Raw genomic sequence first — 22,987 nt, forward strand, 5'->3', positions numbered from 1 at the left:
CAAAATTTGAAACCCTTTAGCTTTTTTTTCGTTTTTAAAACAAATAGACTGACCAAACATAAATGCAAAACCAAATAGATCGTTTAATACAAGCTTGCAGGAAAGGAAATCAAGTTGCCCAGATACAGGTTTATGATAAGTATGCTCAAGCTATGTTCACAATTGCTTGTAGGTACTTAAAAAATGAAGAAGAAGCAAAAGATATTATGCAAGAAGGATTTTTAAAAGCCTTTATAAATATTGAAAGTTATAGACCTGAGTCCACTTTTGGTGCATGGTTAAAGCGAATTATTATTAATCAGTGTTTAGATGTTTTAAAGAAGCGAAGGCTGGAGTTTAGTGATTTAGAAGTTGAAAGCTTAAATAGTATTGAAGATGATAACTGGCAATTTGAGAGTTCAATTTCTAAGCAAGAAATCTTAAATGCTATTGAGCAGCTTAATCAGAGACATAAGATAGTTGTACAGTTATACTTGATAGAAGGTTATGATCATCAAGAGATATCAGAAATACTAAATATACCTGTTAAAACCTCTAGAACACATTTAAGCAGAGGTAAAGCAAAATTAAGAGACTTATTAAAACCAAGATATAATGAAGAAAGATATTAGAGATTTATTTAAGGAGGAAGAGGAATTAAAAATACTTCCTAAGAAGCATAGAGCGGAGTTTTTAGATAAACTTCGAAAGAATTCTAAGAAAAAGTCTAATACATTTTTTAGGTTGGGTATTGTTGCGGTAGCGATCATAGCACTGACGGTTGGTTTTAATATTTTTTATAGCGAACCTGTAGAAGAAATTTCACCAATGATAGCTCAAATAGAAGCCGTAGAAGCAGAGTACTTAGCAGATATCGAAACAGAGTGGGAGAACTTTATAACTATTGCAGATGATGAAATTCTCATTTCAAGATTTAAGAGACGATTAGAGGAATTGGATAATGACTATCAAGATATTGCAGTACTTTTTAAGAACGACTCAAACAATATTGCTGTTGTTGAATCTTTAATTGAGAATCTGCAAACGAGATTACAACTATTAAAAGATATACAAGAACACATCAAAATTTTAAATCAAAATAACGAACAACATGAAAACACAATTTAAATGCTTAGTGCTGATGCTCATCATATCTGCACTAAATTATGCGCAAAGCCATCAAATTTTGAAAAAAAGCTTCGAAGTTGATAAAAACACTTCTGTAGTATTAAACTTTGAAAATATCTATGTAGCCATTGAAGAATCTACCGATGGTAAAATTCATTTTGACTATGCTATGGAATTTGAGGGTTATTCAAAAAAAGCTATTCAGGAAAAGCTCAAAGAAATTACAGCTGAGGTGTCAAATTTTGATAATGGGATTACGCTAATGGCGAAGAGTAAAAATCAGATAACATTTGCAAGATTTGAGCTAAAAACAGATCACGGACTGTATATAGAGGATGACCTTTTTAGTTTGAAAAAAGATTCCATTATCCGTAAGGCAAAAGATTCATTGTTGGCTGAGATAAGATATAATAATAGACTCGATTGGTCAAAAAGCCCTTTAAAGTACATAAACGGGAGATTTAAAAAAATGGACAAAGATGGAAATCTGTCAAATATCAGAAAAGGCAACGTAGATATTTTAAGAAGTAAATTTCTAATAAAAGTACCACCTTTTGTAAAACTGAATATAAATGCCGTAAATGCAGGTTTATATTTTAGAAATGATATGCAGAATGAATTGTCCGCATCAATAAAAAAAGGAACTTTAAAAACTAAGGGATTGTTAAATGCCTATAATGTTTTACGAGTTGATAATGCCAATTTTGAAGCCGAATCTATTTCTGGTGGCACTTATAACTTTAAAAATGTAAAGAATGGGAAAATAGGTAGTACACAAGAAGTAAATATTGATTCTGAATTTTCAAAAATTGAAATTGGTGAAATAAACAAAAGCACAACGATTACGGACTTTAATAGTGAATACTGGTTTTACAATTGGGCCCACTTTTTTGACCGATTTAATTTGTATTCAGAGTATACTAAAATTCATTTTTTCTATCCAGACAGGAATCATAGTCTTAAAGTTGTTGGAAATAACACTAAAAATTTATTTGGTAATGGTGAATCTGAAATCAATATGCAACCTACAAGAAAAGGCGAAAAATATACCATGATGACAAGAGAGCCACATCCAGGTGAAACTCTATCGGGTAGAATTTTCTTTGATATCATTCATGGTATCATATACTCACACAACGATTCAATCAAAACAATAAACAAAAATTAAGTTATGAAGAATTTACAATTTCTTGCCGTTGCATTAGCTTGCTTCGGAGGATTAACGACGCAAAATAATTATAAATACACCAACGAAACTGAAGGTTTGAAAATGGAAACAGATTATTCCTCAGACGATCAAGAAATACGGATATCCTAAGCTTTGAAGGTATTGATTATATGAAACTTAATTTTGAAGGAAAAGACTTAAAAGGAAAAGCATATAAGCTAACAGTTAAAGAAATATGGGATGGTAAAATTACATCTGAATCTGTAGTTTTTGATAGTAAAAACTTAGGCATCAAAGAGTTTGAAACCTTATCAGAGCCAGAAATGAAGTTTAGATTAATTTCAAAATATACAAGTGATAATAAACTTAAGATGACATTTAAGTTCTCTCGTTTCAGTATCTCCAAAGAATATGATGCTACTGAATCTAATGAATATAGTTTACGAAATATAGCTCACGAAAGTGGATTAGAACTCAAATACGATGAAGAATTCTATTTATTTGCTTATATCTTGCCTTATGAAAGAGAAGATGGCTCAAAATCATGGTGTGAAGTAGGAACGGCTGGAGATGATGTTGAAAAATGGGGAGAAAAATTCGGTATTAAGCATTACTTACTCTTTGAGATGAAGTTTGAATAAGAAGAGAGAAATTAAATATAAAGCGCTAGTATTAGTACCAGCGCTTTTTCTTTTTCTTAGAGGCTACACTTTTGCGTCCTTTTTTATACTTACTGCCTTTCTTTTTATGCACTATTGGCTTTGCTTTTGGGTCTAAAGGATAAGGATGTTCTGTTTCAATTGGGATTTGAACATTGATATATTGCTCTATGGTTTTTACATAGCTTTTTTCGTCCGCAGAACACATGGCATAAGCTCTACCAATATTACCAGCACGACCAGTTCTACCTATTCTATGTACATAAGTTTCGGCTTGGTTGGGCATATCAAAATTAAAGACATTATCGAGTTCATTAATATCAATACCACGAGCTGCGACGTCTGTTGCAATTAATATTTTTACATAACCGTTTTTAAACTTATTTAAAGCGGTTTGTCTTTCGCTTTGCGCTTTATCACCATGAATACTATCTACTTTATAACCATTATTAGTTAAGGTTTGTTCGAGTTTGTTTACACCGAATTTTGTGCGTCTAAAAATTAGAACGTTACCTTTTATGGTATTACGCAATAAGTGCAAGCACAACTCAATTTTATTGCGCTTTGGCACATAATACAATACCTGACTTACATCTTTAGCAACAGATTTTGTTGGTGTCACATCAATACGCTCAGGATCTTTTAGAATGGTATGAGCTAATTGCTCAATTTTGTAAGGAATGGTTGCTGAAAATAATAAAGTTTGTTTGTTTTCTGGACAAAGACGTTCTATCTTTTTTATGTCATCTATAAAGCCCATGGCTAACATTAAGTCAGCTTCATCTAAAACTAAAGTTTCTATATAGTCTAAGTTGATGTAATCTTGTTTGTGCAAATCGAGTAGACGACCAGGAGTTGCTACTAAAATATCAATACCTTTGTTTAGCGCATCAATTTGCGGTTCTATAGATGTGCCACCAAAAACCACTAAAGATCTTAAGTTTGAAAATTGCGCATAGGTTTTAAAATTCTGTTGAATTTGTACTGCCAATTCTCGCGTAGGGCTAATAATGAGCGCTCTAATTTTTTTACCACGTTTTGGTGCATCTTGTTTATCAAACAACTGTTGTAAAATAGGTAAGGCAAAGGCTGCGGTTTTTCCAGTCCCTGTCTGCGCGGAAACAATAACATCTTTGTGATCTAAAATTGGAGGAATAGCTTTCTGCTGAACCAAGGTAGGTTCGGAATAACCTGAACTTTCTATGGCTTTTAATAAAGGTTTTATAAGCTTTAAGTCTTTAAATGACATCTATTCAGTTTATTTAAATGATTCTGTCAATCCACATTCTATGCGGAATCTAATTTGGTAATCTAGTTTTGTAGATTTCTGTCTAATCAGGATTGACAATAATGATGCAAAGGTAGAACAAATGTTTAATGTGCATTCAATTGCACATATTTGTTTCTAATCCCAAATCCTTACACAACTTTTGCCGTCTTGGCTTCGCCTGTTCTGGTTTATGCTTTAAAAATTTTATTGGAATGTCAGATCCGATTTCAATAGCCTCAAAACAAGCTTTATTTGTCACATAAAAACTACCGAAATATTCTTCTTGGTACGTGTATTTATAATCGATGATGTAGAACAATAATTCAATATTATCGACCCTGTTATCTATACGCTCTTCATAAGATTGATCTTCAACATGTTTTCCTATAACACTAGCTGTAGTGTAGCTTCCATATTTTTTAACAATGGCTTTTTCATAATAAAAGCTTAGGCTAGAGGGCATGGTATAACCTAAAAAGAAAGTCATAAATAAAATAACAAAACCTCCAGCAACAAGTAAGGGAATATTGTTGTTGTTTTTTATGCCTAAATAGATTAGAAAACATCCAATACCTAAAAAAGCTAATCCCATTGTGAGTAGAAAGCCGTGCTTCTTAATAGCAACAATGCCAAAGTTAATTCTGTCTGATAATGTTAGTTTCAAAATAGAATTAGAATCTTTTATGTATCCAGTCGGTTTGTTCTTGTTGGCTCAAAAATGTCCAAGCAATAAATCGACTCACTTTTTGTCCTTGCCCCATTTCAATAGTTTTAATGTCAGTAGCTTTTACTTTCTGTAAAATCTTATAGGTCGGTTTTAATGTGGCTTCTTTTGATATTAAGCTTGTAAACCAGAAGCATTGTTTGCCAAAGTTTCGACTGTCATAAATCATGTCTTTTATAAAGCGAGCTTCACCACCTTTTGTCCACAACTCATTATTCTGTCCACCAAAATTTAATAGCGCTTTGCTTGGTCGTTTTCCTTTTAAATTTTTAAGCTTTCTCAAACTTGCTTTTTGGGCCTCTTCTAGTGATGCATGAAAAGGTGGATTGCAAATGGTGAAATCTACTTTTTCTTCAGGTTTTATAATGCCTTTGAAGAAGGCATTGGATTGTTCTTGACGTCTAATTTCAACATTGGATTTTAAGTTGGAATTTCCCTGCTCTATAGCCTTTGCAGATACAATTGCAGTTTCATTGGTATCACTGCCAATAAATGACCAACCGTACTCATAATTACCAATGATAGGGTAAATGCAACTCGCACCAACACCAACATCTAGACCTTTGATATGTTTTCCCTTTGGGATTTCAGAGCCATTACCTTTTAACAAATCAGCTATATTATGAATGTAATCTGCACGACCAGGAATTGGAGGGCATAAATAATGCTTAGGAATTTCCCAGAACTCCACACCATAATGATGCTTTAGAAGGGCTTTATTTAAGGCTAATACAGCATCTGGATTAAAGAAATCTACAGAATCATCACCATATTTGTTTGGTGCGACAAAAGCCGCTAATTCTGGAGAACTCTTTTTAAGTACTTCAAAATTGTAACGTTCTCTATGTTGGCTTCTTGGATGAAGTTGTGATTTTACTTTGGGATGTTCTTTTTTCTTTTGCAAAACTCATGTATTTCTGATTGCAAATGTAGTGTAAACTTCTAGGCTTTATCTTTCTTGCCAATGATATATAGATAATCTCCAAGGTCATTTTCATACGATTTCATGATGTCATTGATTTTTCCATTATCAATGTCGTCTCTTAATTGTCGCAAACCTGTTTCAACTTCTTCAAGATTAGCTAATGCGCTAAACGATGAAATACCATGTCTTATACTTTCATTAAAGTATAATTCTGGATTTTGTTTACCGCAATACAAAAATTGATCTTGTAAATCTGGCTTGATGTTATAAATTTCTGTTGATGAGATTTTGAATCCGGCTGAAACCATAGCTTGTTCTACGACTTCCAAAGAAGGCATCTGTACCATAGAATCTTCAAGCATTTTAGGGAAGTAATGATTTAGCCAATAACCTTTCATTTGGCGAGGTGTAGAGGTGAAGATCACTATTTTTCCATTGGGTTTAAGGATATAAGCCAATTCCGAAAATGCTCTCGATAAATTGGCCCAATGATGAATGGTTAGAGTACCAATAATGCCATCAACGCTGTGCTGAGCTAAATCGGTTTTTTCTGCAGTACCAATTTGCCATTCTATATTTTGGTTTTGAGAACATGCTTTTTGTAGCATCTCTATGGAAGGGTCAATACCAATAAACGTAAACCCTTTTTTCTGAAATTCATTGGTGTAATTACCTGTGCCACATCCAATATCCAAATAATTCCCATTTTTATTTGGATTTAAATGCTTTAGCAGTTGCTCTGTTAAATAGGGGTCAGCTTTCCGCGTTTGGTTGTAATTGATTCCTATTTTGTTGTATTTGGTTGACATTATCTAGATTTTATTCGATAGCCACAATCAAGTCATCTTGTTTTACCATGCTTCCTTCATCTAAGGTAATAGATTTTATTTTACCGGCTTTATGAGCCGTTACAGTAGTTTCCATTTTCATGGCTTCAATAACAAATAAAGGATCATTCTCTTTTATGGTTTGTCCTTTTTTTACCAAAACCTTGTAAAGTGAGCCTTGAAGTGGTGCGCCAATTTGGTTGTTGTCATCGGTATTAATCTTTACGTTTTCTTGCTTTTTTATATTGAGCGATTTATCCAAAACTTCAACATATCTGTTTTCACCATTGACCTTGAAGAATACGATTCGCTTTCCTTCATCATTTGGAATACCAACAGATAACAGTTTTACAATGACCGTTTTTCCAGGCTCTAATGTGATTAAGGTTTCCTCACGTAGTTTCATACCATAGAAGAAATTCTTTGTAGGTATCAAAGCTACATTTCCGTAATTCTTATAATTCTCGTGTGCAGCATCAAATACCTTTGGATATAAGGTGTAGGACAAGAAATCTTCCATTTCTATTGCTCTGGTGAATCCTTGTTGGTATTTCTTTTTGAAGGCTTTATATTCCTTATCAAAATCGATAGGCTTTAAGTGTGCATTTGGTCTATCCGTATATGGTTTTTTATCTTTTAGTATGATTTTTTGAAGTTGCTTTGGGAAACCACCTGACGGTTGACCTAAATCTCCTTTAAAGAAATTAATAACCGATTCTGGAAATGATATGTCTTCACCTCGTTGCATGACATCTTCTGGGGTCAAATTATTGGTTACCATAAAAATGGCCATATCTCCAACAACTTTAGAACTTGGTGTCACTTTTATCAAATTACCAAACATTGTGTTGACTTTAGCATACATTTTCTTTACCTCGTCAAAACGATCACCTAAACCTAAAGCTTCAGCTTGAGGTCTAAGGTTTGAATATTGTCCACCTGGAATTTCATGATGAAACACTTCTGCAGTACCAGCTTTTAAACCAGATTCAAATGGATAGTACATTTCTCGAGTATCTTCCCAGAAGTTTGAAAACTGATTGAGTTTTTCAATATTGAAATCATGGGCACGACCATGATGTTTCATCATTTCCACAGCCGCGTTGAAGTTTGGTTGCGAAGTTAAACCTGATAATCCACCTAAAGCTACATCAACAACATCAACTCCTGCTTCTATAGCTTTTAAGTATGTGGCAGTTTGTAGTGATGAGGTGTCATGCGTATGTAGATGAATAGGTAGGTTAGTCGTATCCTTTAAAGCAGCAACCAATTCGGTTGCAGCATAAGGTTTTAGCAATCCTGCCATATCTTTTATGGCTATCATATGTGCACCTGCATTTTCTAAATCCTTAGCGAGTTGGGTGTAATATTTTAGGTTGTACTTGGTTTGAGAGGTATCCAAAATGTCACCTGTGTAGCTCAACGCTGCTTCAGCAATTCCTCCAGTCTTATTGCGTACATAATTAATACTTGGTTCCATGGCTTTTACCCAATTAAGGGAATCAAAAATTCTAAAGATATCTACTCCATTTTCCCAAGATTTTTCTACGAACTTCTCTATCAAATTATCAGGATATGCTTTATAACCGACACCATTTGATCCGCGCAATAGCATTTGTAACAAAATATTTGGTACCGCTTTTCTCAATTCTCTTAAACGCGTCCAAGGACTTTCATGCAAAAATCGCAAGCATACATCAAAAGTAGCGCCTCCCCAAACTTCCATGCTAAAAGTGTTTGGATGATTTTTAGCAAAACTTTCGGCTACTTTTAGCATATCGAACGTGCGCATACGTGTAGCTAACAATGATTGATGTGCATCTCGCATTGTGGTATCTGTATAGTGGATCTTCTTTTCGGATTTGAGCCATTGGCAGAACTTCTCCGGACCAAGTTCTGTCAACAGGTCCTTTGTGCCTTTAGGATGACTTTCCTTAGCATTAAACTTTGGTACTTTTGCTTCCCTAAATACTTTGTTATTATCAATGAATTTTGCATCAGAGTTTCCATTTACAATTACCTCTGCAAGAAAGTTTAAAGCTTTTGATGTACGGTCTTGAGGTAGCGCTATATCAAATAATTCTGGTGTGTTTTGTATGAAATTAACATTGACTTTGCCATCTCTAAATGTTTCATGCTTAATGACATTCTGTAAAAAATGAATATTGGTCTTTACACCTCTAATTCTAAATTCTCTTAATGCTCTGGACATTTTTCTAATGGCACCATCGAGTGTCCTGCCATGTGCAGATACCTTAACCAGCATGGAATCGAAAAATGGACTAACGTTATACCCTTGATAAATGCTACCAGCATCTAAGCGAATGCCCATTCCTGATGCACTACGATAAGTTGTAATTGTACCATAATCTGGAGTGAAATTGTTTTCGGGATCTTCTGTAGTTAATCGACTTTGTAAGGCAAACCCATAAGTTGCTAAACTTTCTTGATCATAAATCTTGATTTGCTTGTCTGATAATTTATAGCCACCAGCAATGAAAATTTGAGTCTTTACCAGGTCAATTCCTGTTACCATTTCAGTAACGGTGTGTTCTACCTGAATTCTAGGATTCACTTCAATAAAATAAATGTTGTCCTCTTGGTCTACTAAAAATTCAACTGTTCCAATATTATTATAGTTAACTTCTGAAGTGATATCAACTGCATATTTGTAAAGTGCATCTTTAACCTGTTGTGAAACATTGTAGGATGGTGCTACTTCTACTACCTTTTGATGGCGGCGCTGTACAGAACAATCACGCTCAAATAAATGTCGAATATTGCCATGTCGATCTGCTACAATTTGGACCTCAAGATGTTTTGGGTTTTCGACATACTTTTCAAGAAACATGGTGTCATCTCCAAAAGCATTTAAGGCTTCATTGCGCGCCGAATTAAAATTAGCTTCTAGATCTTCCATGGTTCTAATAACTCTCATTCCACGACCACCACCACCAGAAGCCGCTTTTAGCATAACGGGATATCCAATTCTGTTGGCCTCGGAAATGGCAACTTCAACAGAAGAAAGGTGTTCTTTATTACTTTCTATAATTGGAACATTACATGAAACGGCAATTTTCTTAGCAGTGATTTTGTCACCAAGTGCGTCCATGACTTCTGGATCTGGACCAATAAAAATGATATCATTCTCGGCACAACGTCTAGCAAATTCTGAGTTTTCAGATAGAAAGCCATAACCTGGATGTATGGCATCAACATTTTTTGATTTGGCCAATGATACAATTTCATCAATATCCAAATAAGGTCTTAAAGGTTCGTTATTCTCACCTATTTGATAGGATTCATCTGCTTTATAACGGTGTTGAGAGTATCGATCCTCGTAGGTATAAATTGCAACTGTTGCTATGTTAATTTCAGAACAAGCTCTTAAAACACGTATGGCAATTTCACTTCGGTTGGCGACTAAGACTTTTTTAATTTTCATGTGTTTATTTTTATTGTTTTTCCAATAGTCACATGCGTTTCGCTATTTACAATTCTTTTGAATTATAAATTTTGAACGAGCATGTTTCATAATGGATTGGTCAGCATTATTTTATGAGATATGGGTTTTCGTTGACATAGTTTCTAGTGATAAAATCCAGGGCATAACTCAATAGTTGTCCCATGCTTTTAGACTTTTTGAAATTGACATCTTTGGTTAGCTTAAACAAGGCTACTCTTAACTCATTTATTTTATCCGGTGTGGAAATGGTATCGGTTTTCATGCATTTAACGAGATCATCTAACCGTTCGCGCTCACTGGTGGCACGTTTTGCTAAAAGAGATCGTTCTTCTTTTTCGTACTGATCAATAGATTCCTGAGCCAGCACATTTAATGTCATTTCCACGAGAGCATTATTTTCTTTTAAAAACTGAGGTTTATAGACTTTTGGATTGCCCTCATAACATTGTTGATCAAAATCAATAGCGCGAATTCGATATTGCACACGATCAAAATCTTGCGTGATTACAATGACATAATTGTAAGAACGCATATCCGCCAATAACCTGACAAAACACCGTTCGTTAAACTTCACGAACTCTTTGGCTAAGGCACGTTTATCCTGTTCTGGTAGAGTGTTTAGATTATTGCATATAAATGTATCTCCAGGAATTCCGGAAATATGTTCTTCAATAAGTGTGTCTTTATGCACTAAGAAGTTGATGTGGTTTGGAGACAATAGGTGCTCTAACTCTAGGCCATAAATACGTGAAGCATCCGCTTTTTTTACGTATAAAAAAATGTAATTATCGTTAAGAATGTTTCTAACCTTTACACGAAAAGGTTTTGTATTGCCAAAGGTGCAAAAATCAATACTGTCTATATTGAGATAAGGAATAATATTATCGCTACCATCAGAATGTAAAATGGAATACATTTGTTTTAAACTATGTTCTATTTCGTCACGCTCGTACTCCGCATAGTAACAGCTAATCCACAAGGTATCATTACCATTATCGTCAAAAATTTCTATAGCGCCTTGGAAGCGTAATAAGTCGTCATAAAAGATTGGAATTTTAATATTTCTACCTTGCTCACTTAGGTAATTTGAAAGACAATCACTAATAGGATATGCAGGCTTTTTTTTAGATATCAGCTTTTCACTCATTACAACTTTCGATTTGGTTCGAGGTAGTTTTGGATAAAAATAAACAAACTAACTACAACGTTTTCGTGAAAATTACATAATTTATTAATGTGCTGCTTTCTAGGTGTTTAGATAATAGATGTATGGTAAATAATCCCTATGACTTGAAATTTAATTCAAAAAATATCGACGTGATAACTTAAGTGACTCATTTAGTGCTATTTGATGAAAAACTTCAAGCGTTTTTTTAACCGCTCTGGAATATGGTCGCTTTTAATCAGCATATTAAGATGGTTCAGGTTTTTGTCCTCTGCATAAAGAAGTTTAAATAATTCAAAAATAGATATGGTGTCTTTTTCTTTTTGCACAAGTTCTAAAATATCACCAACCTTTACCTCACCTTTTTCTATGATTCTAACATAAGTGCCAGGATAGCCATGATCTATAAATTGTTGTAACACAGCTTGAGAACCAAATTTATGTGAAAACTTAAAGCAAGGCTCTCTTGGAATTGTTATTTGTACAATGGCATTACCGAGTTTATAGGTATCACCAACGTAAAGTTGTTTTTCATCCAAATTTTCTACAGTGAGGTTTTCTCCGAGCATGCCATAAGTCCAATTTAAGTTTGGATAGAGATACTTCCAATAGGGATAATGATTGGCTGAAAATAGATAACATGCTTTAAAGGCACCTCCATGCACACGCCTATCTGAAACTTCATCACCTCGCACATTATCCTTACCTAAGTGAATAGGAACATCTGTTGGCTTTTTATAGATACCGGTTATAACTTCTTTGCCTTCCCATAAAAATGTTGTTGGTTGTCCTATATTGGTAGAAATGACTTTCAAAAGCGTATTATCATTATTGAGATAAAGGTATAAAAAAAAGCGCAAGTCTATAAACTTGCGCTTCTCAGCTATTAATCCTTAGGGATAACTTAATTAGTTTGTTAGGATGGTCAAAAGTATAACTATAGTTATACTAAAAAATTGATGTATGTTAATAAATTTAATTATTGGAAAGTTCTTTTCTTATTCTACTTAAACTTTCGGTAGTAATACCTAAATAAGATGCAATATGGTAGTTTTTGACGTTTTTTTCAATGTTTGGATAGGTCTGGATAAAGTCGACGTAACGTTCTTTTGCGGTTTGCGATAGGTAAGCTAGTATTCTTTGCTGAAATGCCGCAAAGGCGCGTTCATATTTTGTCTTAAAAAAGCTGTCAATTTTAGAAATGGAATTGCAAAGACGATCTTTATCTTTTTTTGATAATTTGTAAATAACGGAGTCTTGAATGGCTTCAACAGTCATAAGCGCCTTTTCCTGTGACGAATACGATGTAAAATCAGAAATCCACCAATCTTTAATTCCAAAATGAATGGTATAATCCTTGCCTTGGCCATCTAAATGGAACGCTCTTAAACAACCACTTAATATATAATATTGGGCACCATCAATATCACCTTGTTTGAGCAAAATATCACCTTTTTTCAAGGTGATTTTATGGAATACAGACGCAATAATTTCTATCTCATCCTTGGTGAAAATAAGATCTTTAAATAGGTCCTTGATTTTAGACTTATCCGAACGCACTTGTACATGATTAATAGCATCTGTAAGTTACGCAAAACCTTTTAAACGAGTGTCTTAAATCGATGTGGTAAATTAAAAGAAGTTTATCGGCAGAATTGTATAAGAAAAAACCACTTCGCTTTGAAGTGGTTTAAAATTTTATAAACAATAAGTCTATTCTATTTTTTTAGCCATGGTTTCTGCCCCACCTTGATATAATGTAAAGCTCTCTACTTGATCAGCTGCATTTTTATTGACCTTACTACATTTATTCGTCTTTTTGATTAAAAATATTACAAAGCTCTCCTGCAACCGTACTTACTTCTCTTCCTGCTCTAGATGTATTGGATATTACCGCCACAACAGTTTTTCGACTAGGAATAATAAACAACTGTGTAGAGGTCCCTGTTTGCGCGCCATTGTGTCCGTAGATGCCACCTTCATTGGGACGCTTTCCATAAAGGTAAAACCCAAATCCATAGCTATTGTTTACTTTTTCTAAACTATGATGTGTAGTCATAAGTTTTATAGTCGCTTCACTTACTAAAGTATTATCGAGCAATGCGTTTCCAAACTTCACGAGGTCACTAACCGTAGAGTAGAAGCCACCAGCAGGAATCCGATTACTCAGATTGTTTGCTTCAATGTTTTTAAGTCTGTCTTTACGATCTCTTGAATATAGTGATGCCGTTTGCTGTCTTTTGATTTGTGGTTTTTCAATGCCAGTATTTGTCATGTTTGCTTTATCCCAAATGTGTTTTTGCATGTAAGCTTCAAAAGACAAGCCAGAAACTTTTTCTATTAATATGCCCAGAATAACATAGCCATAGCTTGTGTAATAGAATTCAGTACCAGGTTCAAAACGAAGTTTACGATTTTTAAAAACATCGTAAGCATCAAGTAATGTCTCGTAATTCACTTTGTTTTCAATCTCTTTTAGGTTTTTATATGCACCTATTCCAGATGTATGCGATAGCAGGTGTTTGGTAGTAATTTTCGTCTTTCCTTTTTGAACGAATTCAGGTATATAAGTATCAATGGGTAGATTTATGTCAACCAGGCCCTGTTCTACCAATTGCATTACGGCGATAGCTGTCATGGATTTGGCGATTGACGCTGTTCTTACCTCTGTATTTATTGTAAATTCACTCTTTTTTTCTTTATCCGCAAAACCCGAAGCTGATGCCCATTGGATTTCTCCGTTTACGGCATAACTTGCTGATACACCTACAACTTTCTTTTCTTTGATTAAATTTTCAATTAAAGCTTTGGAGGCTTCGGCTTTAGTTTGGGCAACTGCATTTAATGTAAAGCACATTAATAGGATTGCTGTTAAGATCGATTTTTTCATGATGAATATTTTATGTTTTATGGAATTCAAAATTACTTTCAAATTTCATAAAACACGCTGTTTTTAATGCCTTTGGGACAAACTATTTAGTTTTAGGGACGATTAAATGAGTTCCATTATTGCGGATTTGTAATTTTTTGAAACAGGGATTTCCATACCAGTCAATTTTATACTTTTTGAGTCATTCCACGCTTTAAAATGGGCCGGATTAATTAAATGAGAGCGATGTACTTTTAATAAATCGGGAAGGTCATGTTGAATAGCCTTTAACGTATTTCTAAGTAGTTTTTTATGTAGCTCTCCTCTGATAAGATAACTAACTTCTACATAATTATCTGCACTAGATACACAGATAAGATCGTCTGGTAGGATTTTTAAAACATCTAATTTATTATCGCCTTTTAAGGTTATAACGTTCTTCTTTTTGATGGGTGTTTTTTTATTTAAAAACCACCTGCAAAAAATTATAATTGGCAGTATTATAAGTGCAATTGGAAGATAGACATAGAGTCCAAATGTTTGGAAGTTGTAATCTCCATTAACGAGATCAGTTTTATAATATACAAATGAAACAACGATTTGAACAAAATTGAAAGCTATTATAAAAAGTAACTCTAAAGGGATTATCCATTTTTTTAGATATTGAAATACCCAATTTTGAAGAGGAATTAGAAGCATGTAGGCAACAAAGCTAATAACACCATAAATTGGCAGAATTACAAAACGTGCATTAAAATCTAGATCGGCAGCATCAAATGGTGCAATAACAACCAAGAAAACTACTAACCACAAGCTAATTACAAGTGCTACAATGGTATGATGTTTAAAAGAGGTGTTAAGCGGTAGCCTTTGCATTAATGATTGAAGTTTAAAAATCTAATATAATTGAAATTGTCAATAAACTAAAAAAATAAAAAACCACTTAGAATTTCTAAGTGGTTTGATAGTTCAATTTATTGACCTAAAGAGTTTAATTCAAAGACTAGGGTTTATTAATTTCAAAACTGTATGAGACCACTATATCATTTTTTATTTTTAAATGTACATCATAGAGTCCTCTGCGTTTAAATCTGTGCCTAAACGAGATTAATCCGTTTTTGTTTTTTAGATCATAAATTTTAAAAGATCTATGCACGTTGCCAACAACTTGAATTAATGAAATGTCTTTATTGGAAATAGTATCTAATGATTTAAATTTAAAGTACACCTCCTGGTTTTTGGATATAATAGTGTTGAGACGCTCTGGACTAATTGGTATGACCTTATGCTTGAATGTTTCACCATAAACAATTGGTTCTGGAATAAATTTACTTTCTTTTAAACTATCATTTAAGAACCATTTTTTTTGCATGGGATAATGATTTTTGGCAAAAAGAACGGGGTCTGTTAAAAAATAACCATCATTATAATCTTTTACAAAAAGACTACTGTTAATCATATATCCACTAGACCATGTAGCATCACATAAATACCATTTGTTATTCAGTTTTACTGCATTCCAAGAGTGGTTGTAAGATTCTAAAGCTTCCACATTTGTTTTAAAAGATCTTGCATAGCCATCGATGATTTGACAATCTATATTAGCCATGTAACACATTTCTTTAATGAGGTATGCATAACCTGTACACATTGTTTTTTTATGATTGAGTAATTTTTTAAAAGCTATTTTTTTAAACTCATTATTCCATTTGATATAACCAAGACTATTATTTTTAAATTTATCACGCTTTCTACTTACTAAATTATGTTGATAAGAATCTCCACGGATATTGCGACTAACCCAAGTATAGATTGCTCTAAATTTTTCCACATCTGTAGATAGTTTATTAGTTAACTTAAATGTAAGTAAAGCTAAATTATCTAAATCTTTGCCTTCATTGAGTGCAACAACATTGTCAGCTTTGGTGAAATCAATATGATTGAAATCTGAGATTTGAGCAGTTATTGACCACGAAAAGAAGCTTAGTAAAAACAGTAATAAATATCTCACGAGTATTATAAATTTAATTTTTCTTTGATTTAAAAATTTCTTTAACAGCAACTTCACCTACAATGACGCAAGATGTCATTTCCATATCAATCTTTAATTCAATATTAGAAGCAGATTTTTTATTTTCAATTATGACTTTTTGAGATTCCATACCCAAGTAGCTAATAATTAAAACATCTCCCTTTTTAAGCTTTTTCGGAAACTCGAAATAACCATCAAAATTTGTTTGAGTTCCATAGGTAGTACCTTGTAAAATTATATTTACGCCAGGCAATGGTATTCCATCTTCTTGAGCGACTACCATTCCTTTTACAGTTATAAGCTCTTTATTTTTTAATTCCTCGACACTACAATCATCTTCTAGTTTTCTTGTTGATTTGTCTAGTTCTTGAGCTTCAGCGTTTGTTATAGAAAAGTATGATAATATTGCTAATCCAATTCCTGTAAAAAAACTTAAGTATTTATTCTTTTTGGATGTTTTGTAAGGTGTTTGTAATTGCTGGGTATTAAAACGGCCACATGTATTTTTTGGGGAATTGGTTTCAAAATGTGCAATAATATCTTCACTTTTCATTTGGGTGAAATCAATGACTTCTTTTCTGCAAGAATCACAAAAGCCACCTTTTTCGGTCGGTTGAAATTGACTATAGTTTTCTGAGCAAGGTTTTTTAATGTCTAAATTGAACTGTGTATTCATAACGTATGTTTTTAATGTTAGTTTACATCAAACCTACATATATTGAATACTAGTAAAAATAGAAACTGAGTGAACTATTCTTTTTGATGAGTAAAATAGAACTTTAGGTTAGTAATAAAAAACCACTTAGAATTTCTAAGTGGTTTTCCATATATGTGAGATACTGAAACAACACTTCGACAAGCTCAGTGTAACAGTTCAGCATGACAAAATCTATTTTATCATATCATAACTACGTTTAATGAAATTAGTAAGTTCTTCTCCTTTAAGTAAACCTTGAGATAAACGTGCTAAATCTAAACTTTGATTGATTAAACGCTCTTGCTTTTTCTTGGTTTTGGTGTTTAGAATTTCGTTGACCAAGTCGTGATTGGTATTCACTACCAAATTGTACATCTCTGGCATATTACCCATTCCAAACATTCCGCCTCCACCACCAGTCTGTTGCATCTCTTTCATTCGACGCATAAACTCCGGCTGTGTAATCATAAAAGGAGAAGCACTGCTATCCATAGCTTCTAATTGCACCATAAATTTTTCAGATGGTACAACTTCTTTTAACAATTCGTCCAACGTGGTTTTTTCCTCATCTGATAATTTAGAAATTGCAGTATCGTCTTTCTTGATGAGGTTATCGATATGATCTGCATCTACACGAGCAAAAGAAATATTCTCTTTAGTCGTTTCGAGCTTTTGCATTAAATGACTAACAATAGGAGAGTCTAATAACAAGACTTCATAATCTTTGTCCTTAGCAGCTTCAATATAACTATGTTGCTCATCCTTATTAGAGGCATAAAGAATCACCATTTTATCATCCTTATCCGTTTGCTTTGCCTTAATTGCATTAGTCAATTCTTCAAATGTGAAGTACTTACCATCTACTGTTGGGTATAAGGCAAATGCATCTGCTTTTTCGAAGAACTTCTCTTCAGACAGCATGCCGTATTCAATAACGATTTTAATATCGTCCCATTTCTTTTCAAAATCTTCACGATTACTATTAAATAAAGACTTCAACTTATCAGCGACTTTACGCGTGATGTAAGACGAAATCTTCTTTACGTTTCCATCGGCTTGTAAGTAAGAACGCGATACGTTCAATGGAATGTCTGGAGAATCAATAACGCCTCGCAACATGGTTAAGAATTCTGGTACAATACCTTCAACATTGTCAGTAACAAATACTTGATTTTGGTACAATTGAATCTTATCCTTTTGAATGTTAAGATCATTCGTCATTTTAGGGAAATATAAAATCCCTGTTAAGTTGAAAGGATAATCAACATTCAAGTGAATATTGAAAAGCGGCTCTTCAAACTGCATTGGATACAATTCTCTGTAGAATGTCTTGTAATCCTCATCTTCTAAATCTGCAGGTTGTTTTGTCCAAGCCGGATTTGGATTGTTGATGATATCATCAACTGTAATTTGTTTATGCGGCTCAGTTGTTTCTTTACCGTCTTTATCTTTTGTAGTTTTTGGTGTGAAGTCAGGATCGTTTATGTCCTTGGTTCCAAATTTAATAGGAATAGGCATAAACTTGTTATACTTCATCAATAGTTCGCGGATTCTTGACTCTTCTAAAAATTCTGTAGAATCTTCGGCAATGTGAAGAATGATTTCGGTACCTCTTTCGTTTTTATCCGCTTCTTCTAAAGTAAATTCTGGTGAGCCATCACATGTCCAATGTGCAGCAGGTTCATCTTTAAATGATTTAGTGATGATTTCAACTTTATCGGCTACCATAAAGGCAGAGTAGAAGCCCAAACCAAAATGTCCTATGATTCCAGCGTCCTTGCCAGCATCCTTATACTTATCCAAAAATTCCTCAGCACCTGAAAAAGCCACTTGGTTAATATATTTTTCTACTTCATCTGCTGTCATACCGAGACCTTGATCAATGATATGAAGCTTCTTACCATCCTTATCGATTTTTACTTCGATTTTTGGATTGCCATAGTCTACCTTGGCTTCACCGATACTGGTTAAGTGCTTTAGCTTTAATGTTGCATCAGTAGCGTTACTGATAAGCTCACGTAAAAAGATTTCGTGATCCGAGTATAAGAACTTTTTAATTAACGGAAAGATATTCTCTACCGATACATTAATACTTCCTTTTGTCATTTTATGTCGTTTTTGTCATTCCTGCTCAAGCAGGAATCTAATTAATTAAGTTGTTTTTACTTGAAAGATTAGTATTCAAATAAAATACCAAGACCATATTTGTGACAAGATGACATAAAAAAGACAGTCCGAAAACTTATTTCTTGATGTCATTCTGAACTTGGTTCAGAATCTCAATCATCGCATCGTAATTATAGATGAGACACTGAAACAAGTTCAGTGTGACAAAGCTAAGTTTTCAGACCGCCTTTTGACTAAGGTAAGAGACAAACTAATTTTTTATAGTCTCTTCCTTTTCGATTTTTTGTTCTTCTTTCTTTTTGTTTTTCACATGCTTATCTAACCATTGGTCTTGTTCCCAAAGCATGTGCATGATAGATTCTTTGGCTCTATAGCCGTGACTTTCTTTTGGCAACATCACCAATCTTACAGGAGCACCCAGTCCTTTTAAGGCATTAAAATAGCGCTCACTTTGTAATGGATAGGTACCTGAGTTATTATCAGCCACACCATGAATTAATAACAAAGGTGTTTTCATCTTGTCAGCATGCATAAATGGTGACATGGTGTAATAGGTTTCTGGAGAATCCCAGTAACTACGTTCCTCACTTTGGAAACCAAAAGGTGTCAAGGTTCTATTGTAGGCACCACTCCTTGCAATTCCAGCAGCAAAAAGATTAGAATGTGATAATAAATTTGCTGTCATAAATGCACCATAACTATGACCTCCAACGGCAACTTTATCTCTGTCTATATAGCCTAAATTATCAACGGCATCAATGGCAGCTTTTGCATTGCCTACCAATTGTGATCTAAAGGTGTCATTTGGTTCTTCTTCACCTTCACCAACAATAGGGAATGCCGCATCATCTAAAACGACATAGCCTTTAGTGACCCAGTAGATAGGTGAACCCCAATAAGGATATACAAATTCGTTAGGATTTGCAGTACTTTGTGATGCACTTGCTTTGTCCTTATATTCACGAGGGTAAGCCCAAAGAATCATCGGATACTTTTCACCTTCTTTATAATCTAGAGGTAAGTAAAGCGTGCCTTCTAAGTCTAGACCGTCATCACGTTTGTAACTAACAACACGCTTGTCAACCTCCTCAAGACTTTTAAAAGGATTTTCAAAAGAAGTAATTGGTGTTAGCGCATCTTTCTTAATATTTCTTATATAGTAATTCGGATATTCCTTTTGAGACTCAATACGCACAAGAATTTCGCCTTTTTTCATATCAATAGCATAGTTAAGACTTTCGAGCTTATCTGTGTATTCAGATTGGTAGAGTCGTTTTGTCTTTCCGGATTTAATATTGTATTCATCAATAAAAGGGAACTGACCTTCTTTAGAATAACCGTCTCCCATGAGGTAGAGTTTGTCGCCATTCATATTCAGGGTATAGCGACCAAATTCATTTTTAGAACTTACGAAATTACCAGGGTCGCTGTAGACGTCTTGATAGTTTCTGTCTGAAATGATCTTTGATTTTCCATTAGACGGATTAAACAAATACGTTTTTAGATTTCTAGTGTTCCACCAATAATCATAGGCAATAGCATTATTGTCATTTCCCCATTGAATTCCAGAAAAACGCTGCTTTGTTCTTAAAATTTCTTTCGCTTTGCCACTGAATGGCGCGTTGAGTTCGTAGACAACATCTCTGTAGTCCACTTCGACGGCAGGATCACCTTTATCCAAAGCTTCAGCCCAAACTAGAGTAGCTGGTCTGTCACCTCGCCATTGCATATTACGTTTGCCCATTCGTGTGGACATAAATCCTTTTGGTCTTACTTCATCTAGCGGAACTTCGTTTACGGTTTTAACCTTGTTTCCACCAGCATCATACATAATGCTTTCGCTTGGGAATCTTGTAAATGTAACGATATAAGAAAAAGGTCTTTTAATTTTGGTTACCATCACAAACTTGCCATCAGGTGAAAAACTAATACCACGATACATAGCTGCTGGTAAGAAATCCTGAACATTACCGTCTATAGACACTTTTTTGAGTTCAGAACGTGCCAATTGTTCAAAGTTGAATTCATCATTAGGCGTCTTTAATAAATCTTGATAGGTTCTGTTCTGCGCTTTGGCACCATCACTTACGGACACTGTAGGTCCTGTAGGTACTGCAACGGCTGTATCAATTAGATTCTTTCGGTCGTTAGGTAGCATCTTTACCAAAAGATGCTGGTTGTCCTTAAACCAATTGATGGTACTCCTCATATTGGCATTGACATTGGCATCTGTAAGCCTTTTTACTGAAGCATTAGCAATATTTAGCACCCAAACTTCTACACCTTTGGCTGTAGTATTTAGACAGGCAATCATGGTTTCGTCCGGAGACCAACTAAAACCAGAAAGTCTAGCATTTTCTGGCAAACCTGAAACCTGTTTTGCTTCCTTGTCTTTAATCTTTTTAACCTTGATGTTGGTATAATAATTAGTTCTGCTTCCAATATTAGTTACAGGATTAATTCGCAAACCAGCTAATCTTAATTCAGTTTCAGATAATTCTTGTATCGATTTGTACTGGTTGCGATACAGTAATACCATATGTTCTCCTTTGCTGTCAATTTGAACGGCTGGAGCTAATTCAACGTCGGCAAGTTCTAGAATTTCGTCCGATGGTTTCTGATAGGTTAGACTTTGTTGTGCATAGCTACTTACAAAAAATAAAAATGCGCAGAGTTTGATTAATGATTTCATATTTTTCTGATAATTGATTAGTGGCTTGAAGATACTTAAAAAAGAGATGGTAAAATGTGATAGTGTTGTTAAAATTATAAGAACTAGAATAAGCGTGGTTATTTGTTATGCACGCATAACGAAATGGTATTGAATTCATTTCAAATGGGTTAAATTTGTTGTTATAACTTTATTACAAAACGCATGTACAATTCGAGAATAACTGGCTTAGGAAAATATGTTCCAGAGAATGTAGTGACCAATAATGATTTAAAGGAGTGGATGGACACGAGTGATGAGTGGATACAAGAGCGCACAGGTATAAAAGAACGTCGTTGGATAGATCCAAAAACTAGTGATGATAATACATCGTTGATGGGAGCCAAGGCTGCTAAAATTGCAATAGAACGTGCAGGTCTAACTAAAGATGATATTGATTTTATTGTATTTGCCACCTTAAGTCCGGATATGTATTTTCCAGGAGGAGGCGTGCGCGTACAAGAGATTTTAGAAATGGATACCATTGGTGCGCTTGATGTGCGCAATCAATGTTCTGGATTTATATATGGCTTATCTGTTGCGGACCAGTTCATAAAAACAGGAATGTATAAGAATGTTCTAGTTATTGGCAGTGAAAATCATTCTGGTGGTTTAGAGCGTTCTACTCGAGGGCGAGGCGTTACGGTTATTTTTGGTGATGGTGCAGGCGCAGCCGTACTGAGTAGGGAAGAGGATAACTCTAAAGGTATTTTATCGACGCATTTACATTCTGAAGGCAAGCATGCCAAGGAATTAGCATTAGAAGGACCGAGCACAGGGCGTTGGGTAGATGCCATTATGGAAGAAAACGATCCAGATGATGTCTCTTACTATCCTTATATGAACGGTCAGTTTGTGTTTAAACATGCCGTGGTGCGTTTTAGTGAAGCCATTATTGAAGGTTTAACGCAAAATAAGCTTCAAAAAGAGGATATAGATATGTTGATTCCGCACCAAGCGAACTTAAGAATCTCCCAATTTATCCAGAAGAAATTTGGTCTGTCTAATGACCAAGTGTATAATAACATTATGCGTTACGGAAATACCACTGCAGCATCCATACCCATTGCCTTAACTGAGGCTTGGGAAGAGGGGAAAATAAAAGAAGGGGATAATGTGGTCTTAGCCGCTTTTGGTAGTGGTTTTACTTGGGGAAGTGCTATTATAAAGTGGTAGATTAACTTTTCTCAATTTGGTGCTACTTATCGATTATAAACGCTTTTAGTAGTTGCGTACAAAGT

At 34.3% G+C, this 22,987-nt stretch carries 20 protein-coding genes; 6 read left to right on the forward strand and 14 right to left on the reverse strand.

The window, feature by feature from the left end:
• The first annotated feature begins 62 nt into the window (after positions 1 to 62).
• The 5 genes from H7F21_RS12770 to H7F21_RS12790 are packed head-to-tail and all read left to right on the forward strand — an operon-like array spanning position 63 to position 2,916.
• Positions 63 to 611: an RNA polymerase sigma factor gene (locus H7F21_RS12770; protein ID WP_185789695.1), complete on the forward strand. Its 549-nt coding sequence runs from the start codon at positions 63 to 65 to the stop codon at positions 609 to 611.
• Positions 595 to 1,107, forward strand: coding sequence for a hypothetical protein (locus tag H7F21_RS12775; protein WP_185789696.1), 513 nt, complete (start codon positions 595 to 597; stop codon positions 1,105 to 1,107). The genes H7F21_RS12770 and H7F21_RS12775 overlap by 17 nt, the downstream gene beginning before the upstream one ends.
• Positions 1,091 to 2,275: a hypothetical protein gene (locus tag H7F21_RS12780; RefSeq protein WP_185789697.1), complete on the forward strand. Its 1,185-nt coding sequence runs from the start codon at positions 1,091 to 1,093 to the stop codon at positions 2,273 to 2,275. Before H7F21_RS12775 ends, H7F21_RS12780 begins: the two co-directional genes overlap by 17 nt.
• Before the next feature lie 3 nt (positions 2,276 to 2,278).
• Positions 2,279 to 2,425, forward strand: coding sequence for a hypothetical protein (locus tag H7F21_RS12785; RefSeq protein ID WP_185789698.1), 147 nt, complete (start codon positions 2,279 to 2,281; stop codon positions 2,423 to 2,425).
• Between the two features lie 20 nt (positions 2,426 to 2,445).
• Positions 2,446 to 2,916, forward strand: a complete 471-nt coding sequence (locus H7F21_RS12790; RefSeq protein WP_185789699.1) for a hypothetical protein — start codon at positions 2,446 to 2,448, stop codon at positions 2,914 to 2,916.
• 31 nt (positions 2,917 to 2,947) lie between these two features.
• Here the strand turns inward: H7F21_RS12790 and H7F21_RS12795 are convergent, their stop codons facing one another.
• The 14 genes from H7F21_RS12795 to H7F21_RS12860 form a co-directional block, all read right to left on the reverse strand.
• Positions 2,948 to 4,183 (reverse strand): DEAD/DEAH box helicase, encoded by a 1,236-nt coding sequence (locus H7F21_RS12795; RefSeq protein ID WP_185789700.1) that lies wholly within the window; start codon positions 4,181 to 4,183, stop codon positions 2,948 to 2,950.
• Positions 4,184 to 4,319: 136 nt separating this feature from the next.
• Positions 4,320 to 4,868, reverse strand: coding sequence for a hypothetical protein (locus tag H7F21_RS12800; protein ID WP_185789701.1), 549 nt, complete (start codon positions 4,866 to 4,868; stop codon positions 4,320 to 4,322).
• A 7-nt stretch (positions 4,869 to 4,875) separates the two neighbouring features.
• Positions 4,876 to 5,832 carry a 23S rRNA (adenine(1618)-N(6))-methyltransferase RlmF gene (rlmF, locus tag H7F21_RS12805; RefSeq protein ID WP_185789702.1) on the reverse strand — a complete coding sequence of 319 codons (957 nt, stop codon included), beginning with the start codon at positions 5,830 to 5,832 and terminating at the stop codon, positions 4,876 to 4,878.
• Positions 5,833 to 5,870: 38 nt separating this feature from the next.
• Entirely contained in the window at positions 5,871 to 6,662 is a 792-nt protein-coding gene (locus H7F21_RS12810) for a class I SAM-dependent methyltransferase (protein WP_185789703.1), read from the reverse strand.
• Positions 6,663 to 6,672: 10 nt separating this feature from the next.
• On the reverse strand, positions 6,673 to 10,125 hold the full coding sequence (locus H7F21_RS12815; protein WP_185789704.1) for a pyruvate carboxylase: 3,453 nt from the start codon (positions 10,123 to 10,125) through the stop codon (positions 6,673 to 6,675).
• Between the two features lie 106 nt (positions 10,126 to 10,231).
• Positions 10,232 to 11,293: a hypothetical protein gene (locus tag H7F21_RS12820; RefSeq protein WP_185789705.1), complete on the reverse strand. Its 1,062-nt coding sequence runs from the start codon at positions 11,291 to 11,293 to the stop codon at positions 10,232 to 10,234.
• Between the two features lie 197 nt (positions 11,294 to 11,490).
• The gene (locus tag H7F21_RS12825) at positions 11,491 to 12,171 is read right to left on the reverse strand and encodes an MOSC domain-containing protein (protein WP_246431482.1); all 681 of its coding nucleotides are present in this window, start codon (positions 12,169 to 12,171) and stop codon (positions 11,491 to 11,493) included.
• A gap of 115 nt (positions 12,172 to 12,286) precedes the next feature.
• Positions 12,287 to 12,871, reverse strand: a complete 585-nt coding sequence (locus H7F21_RS12830; protein WP_343067655.1) for a Crp/Fnr family transcriptional regulator — start codon at positions 12,869 to 12,871, stop codon at positions 12,287 to 12,289.
• 247 nt (positions 12,872 to 13,118) lie between these two features.
• Complete coding sequence (locus tag H7F21_RS12835) at positions 13,119 to 14,201, reverse strand: serine hydrolase domain-containing protein (protein ID WP_185789706.1); 1,083 nt, start codon at positions 14,199 to 14,201, stop codon at positions 13,119 to 13,121.
• A gap of 102 nt (positions 14,202 to 14,303) precedes the next feature.
• The gene (locus H7F21_RS12840; RefSeq protein ID WP_185789707.1) at positions 14,304 to 15,056 is read right to left on the reverse strand and encodes a LytTR family DNA-binding domain-containing protein; all 753 of its coding nucleotides are present in this window, start codon (positions 15,054 to 15,056) and stop codon (positions 14,304 to 14,306) included.
• A 127-nt stretch (positions 15,057 to 15,183) separates the two neighbouring features.
• Complete coding sequence (locus tag H7F21_RS12845) at positions 15,184 to 16,191, reverse strand: transglutaminase domain-containing protein (RefSeq protein ID WP_185789708.1); 1,008 nt, start codon at positions 16,189 to 16,191, stop codon at positions 15,184 to 15,186.
• Between the two features lie 13 nt (positions 16,192 to 16,204).
• Entirely contained in the window at positions 16,205 to 16,888 is a 684-nt protein-coding gene (locus H7F21_RS12850) for a carboxypeptidase-like regulatory domain-containing protein (protein WP_185789709.1), read from the reverse strand.
• Positions 16,889 to 17,101: 213 nt separating this feature from the next.
• On the reverse strand, positions 17,102 to 19,015 hold the full coding sequence (htpG, locus tag H7F21_RS12855) for a molecular chaperone HtpG (RefSeq protein ID WP_185789710.1): 1,914 nt from the start codon (positions 19,013 to 19,015) through the stop codon (positions 17,102 to 17,104).
• A gap of 271 nt (positions 19,016 to 19,286) precedes the next feature.
• Entirely contained in the window at positions 19,287 to 21,728 is a 2,442-nt protein-coding gene (locus H7F21_RS12860) for an alpha/beta hydrolase family protein (RefSeq protein ID WP_185789711.1), read from the reverse strand.
• A 183-nt stretch (positions 21,729 to 21,911) separates the two neighbouring features.
• Here H7F21_RS12860 and H7F21_RS12865 point away from each other — a divergent pair, with 183 nt between their 5' ends.
• Positions 21,912 to 22,922 carry a 3-oxoacyl-ACP synthase III family protein gene (locus H7F21_RS12865; protein ID WP_185789712.1) on the forward strand — a complete coding sequence of 337 codons (1,011 nt, stop codon included), beginning with the start codon at positions 21,912 to 21,914 and terminating at the stop codon, positions 22,920 to 22,922.
• The last annotated feature ends 65 nt before the right edge of the window (positions 22,923 to 22,987 follow it).

The organism is Winogradskyella flava (assembly GCF_014243395.1).
Taxonomy (GTDB): Bacteria; Bacteroidota; Bacteroidia; order Flavobacteriales; family Flavobacteriaceae; genus Winogradskyella; species Winogradskyella flava.

Coding starts and splice junctions, on each gene's coding strand:
- H7F21_RS12780 (WP_185789697.1), top strand. CDS start 1,091: ATGAAAACACAATTTAAATGCTTAGTGCTGATGCTCATCATATCTGCA.
- H7F21_RS12795 (WP_185789700.1), bottom strand. CDS start 4,183: ATGTCATTTAAAGACTTAAAGCTTATAAAACCTTTATTAAAAGCCATA.
- H7F21_RS12850 (WP_185789709.1), bottom strand. CDS start 16,888: ATGAATACACAGTTCAATTTAGACATTAAAAAACCTTGCTCAGAAAAC.
- H7F21_RS12790 (WP_185789699.1), top strand. CDS start 2,446: ATGAAACTTAATTTTGAAGGAAAAGACTTAAAAGGAAAAGCATATAAG.
- H7F21_RS12770 (WP_185789695.1), top strand. CDS start 63: ATGCAAAACCAAATAGATCGTTTAATACAAGCTTGCAGGAAAGGAAAT.
- htpG (WP_185789710.1), bottom strand. CDS start 19,015: ATGACAAAAGGAAGTATTAATGTATCGGTAGAGAATATCTTTCCGTTA.
- H7F21_RS12840 (WP_185789707.1), bottom strand. CDS start 15,056: ATGCAAAGGCTACCGCTTAACACCTCTTTTAAACATCATACCATTGTA.
- H7F21_RS12820 (WP_185789705.1), bottom strand. CDS start 11,293: ATGAGTGAAAAGCTGATATCTAAAAAAAAGCCTGCATATCCTATTAGT.
- H7F21_RS12835 (WP_185789706.1), bottom strand. CDS start 14,201: ATGAAAAAATCGATCTTAACAGCAATCCTATTAATGTGCTTTACATTA.
- H7F21_RS12860 (WP_185789711.1), bottom strand. CDS start 21,728: ATGAAATCATTAATCAAACTCTGCGCATTTTTATTTTTTGTAAGTAGC.
- H7F21_RS12815 (WP_185789704.1), bottom strand. CDS start 10,125: ATGAAAATTAAAAAAGTCTTAGTCGCCAACCGAAGTGAAATTGCCATA.
- H7F21_RS12785 (WP_185789698.1), top strand. CDS start 2,279: ATGAAGAATTTACAATTTCTTGCCGTTGCATTAGCTTGCTTCGGAGGA.
- H7F21_RS12775 (WP_185789696.1), top strand. CDS start 595: ATGAAGAAAGATATTAGAGATTTATTTAAGGAGGAAGAGGAATTAAAA.
- H7F21_RS12865 (WP_185789712.1), top strand. CDS start 21,912: ATGTACAATTCGAGAATAACTGGCTTAGGAAAATATGTTCCAGAGAAT.
- H7F21_RS12810 (WP_185789703.1), bottom strand. CDS start 6,662: ATGTCAACCAAATACAACAAAATAGGAATCAATTACAACCAAACGCGG.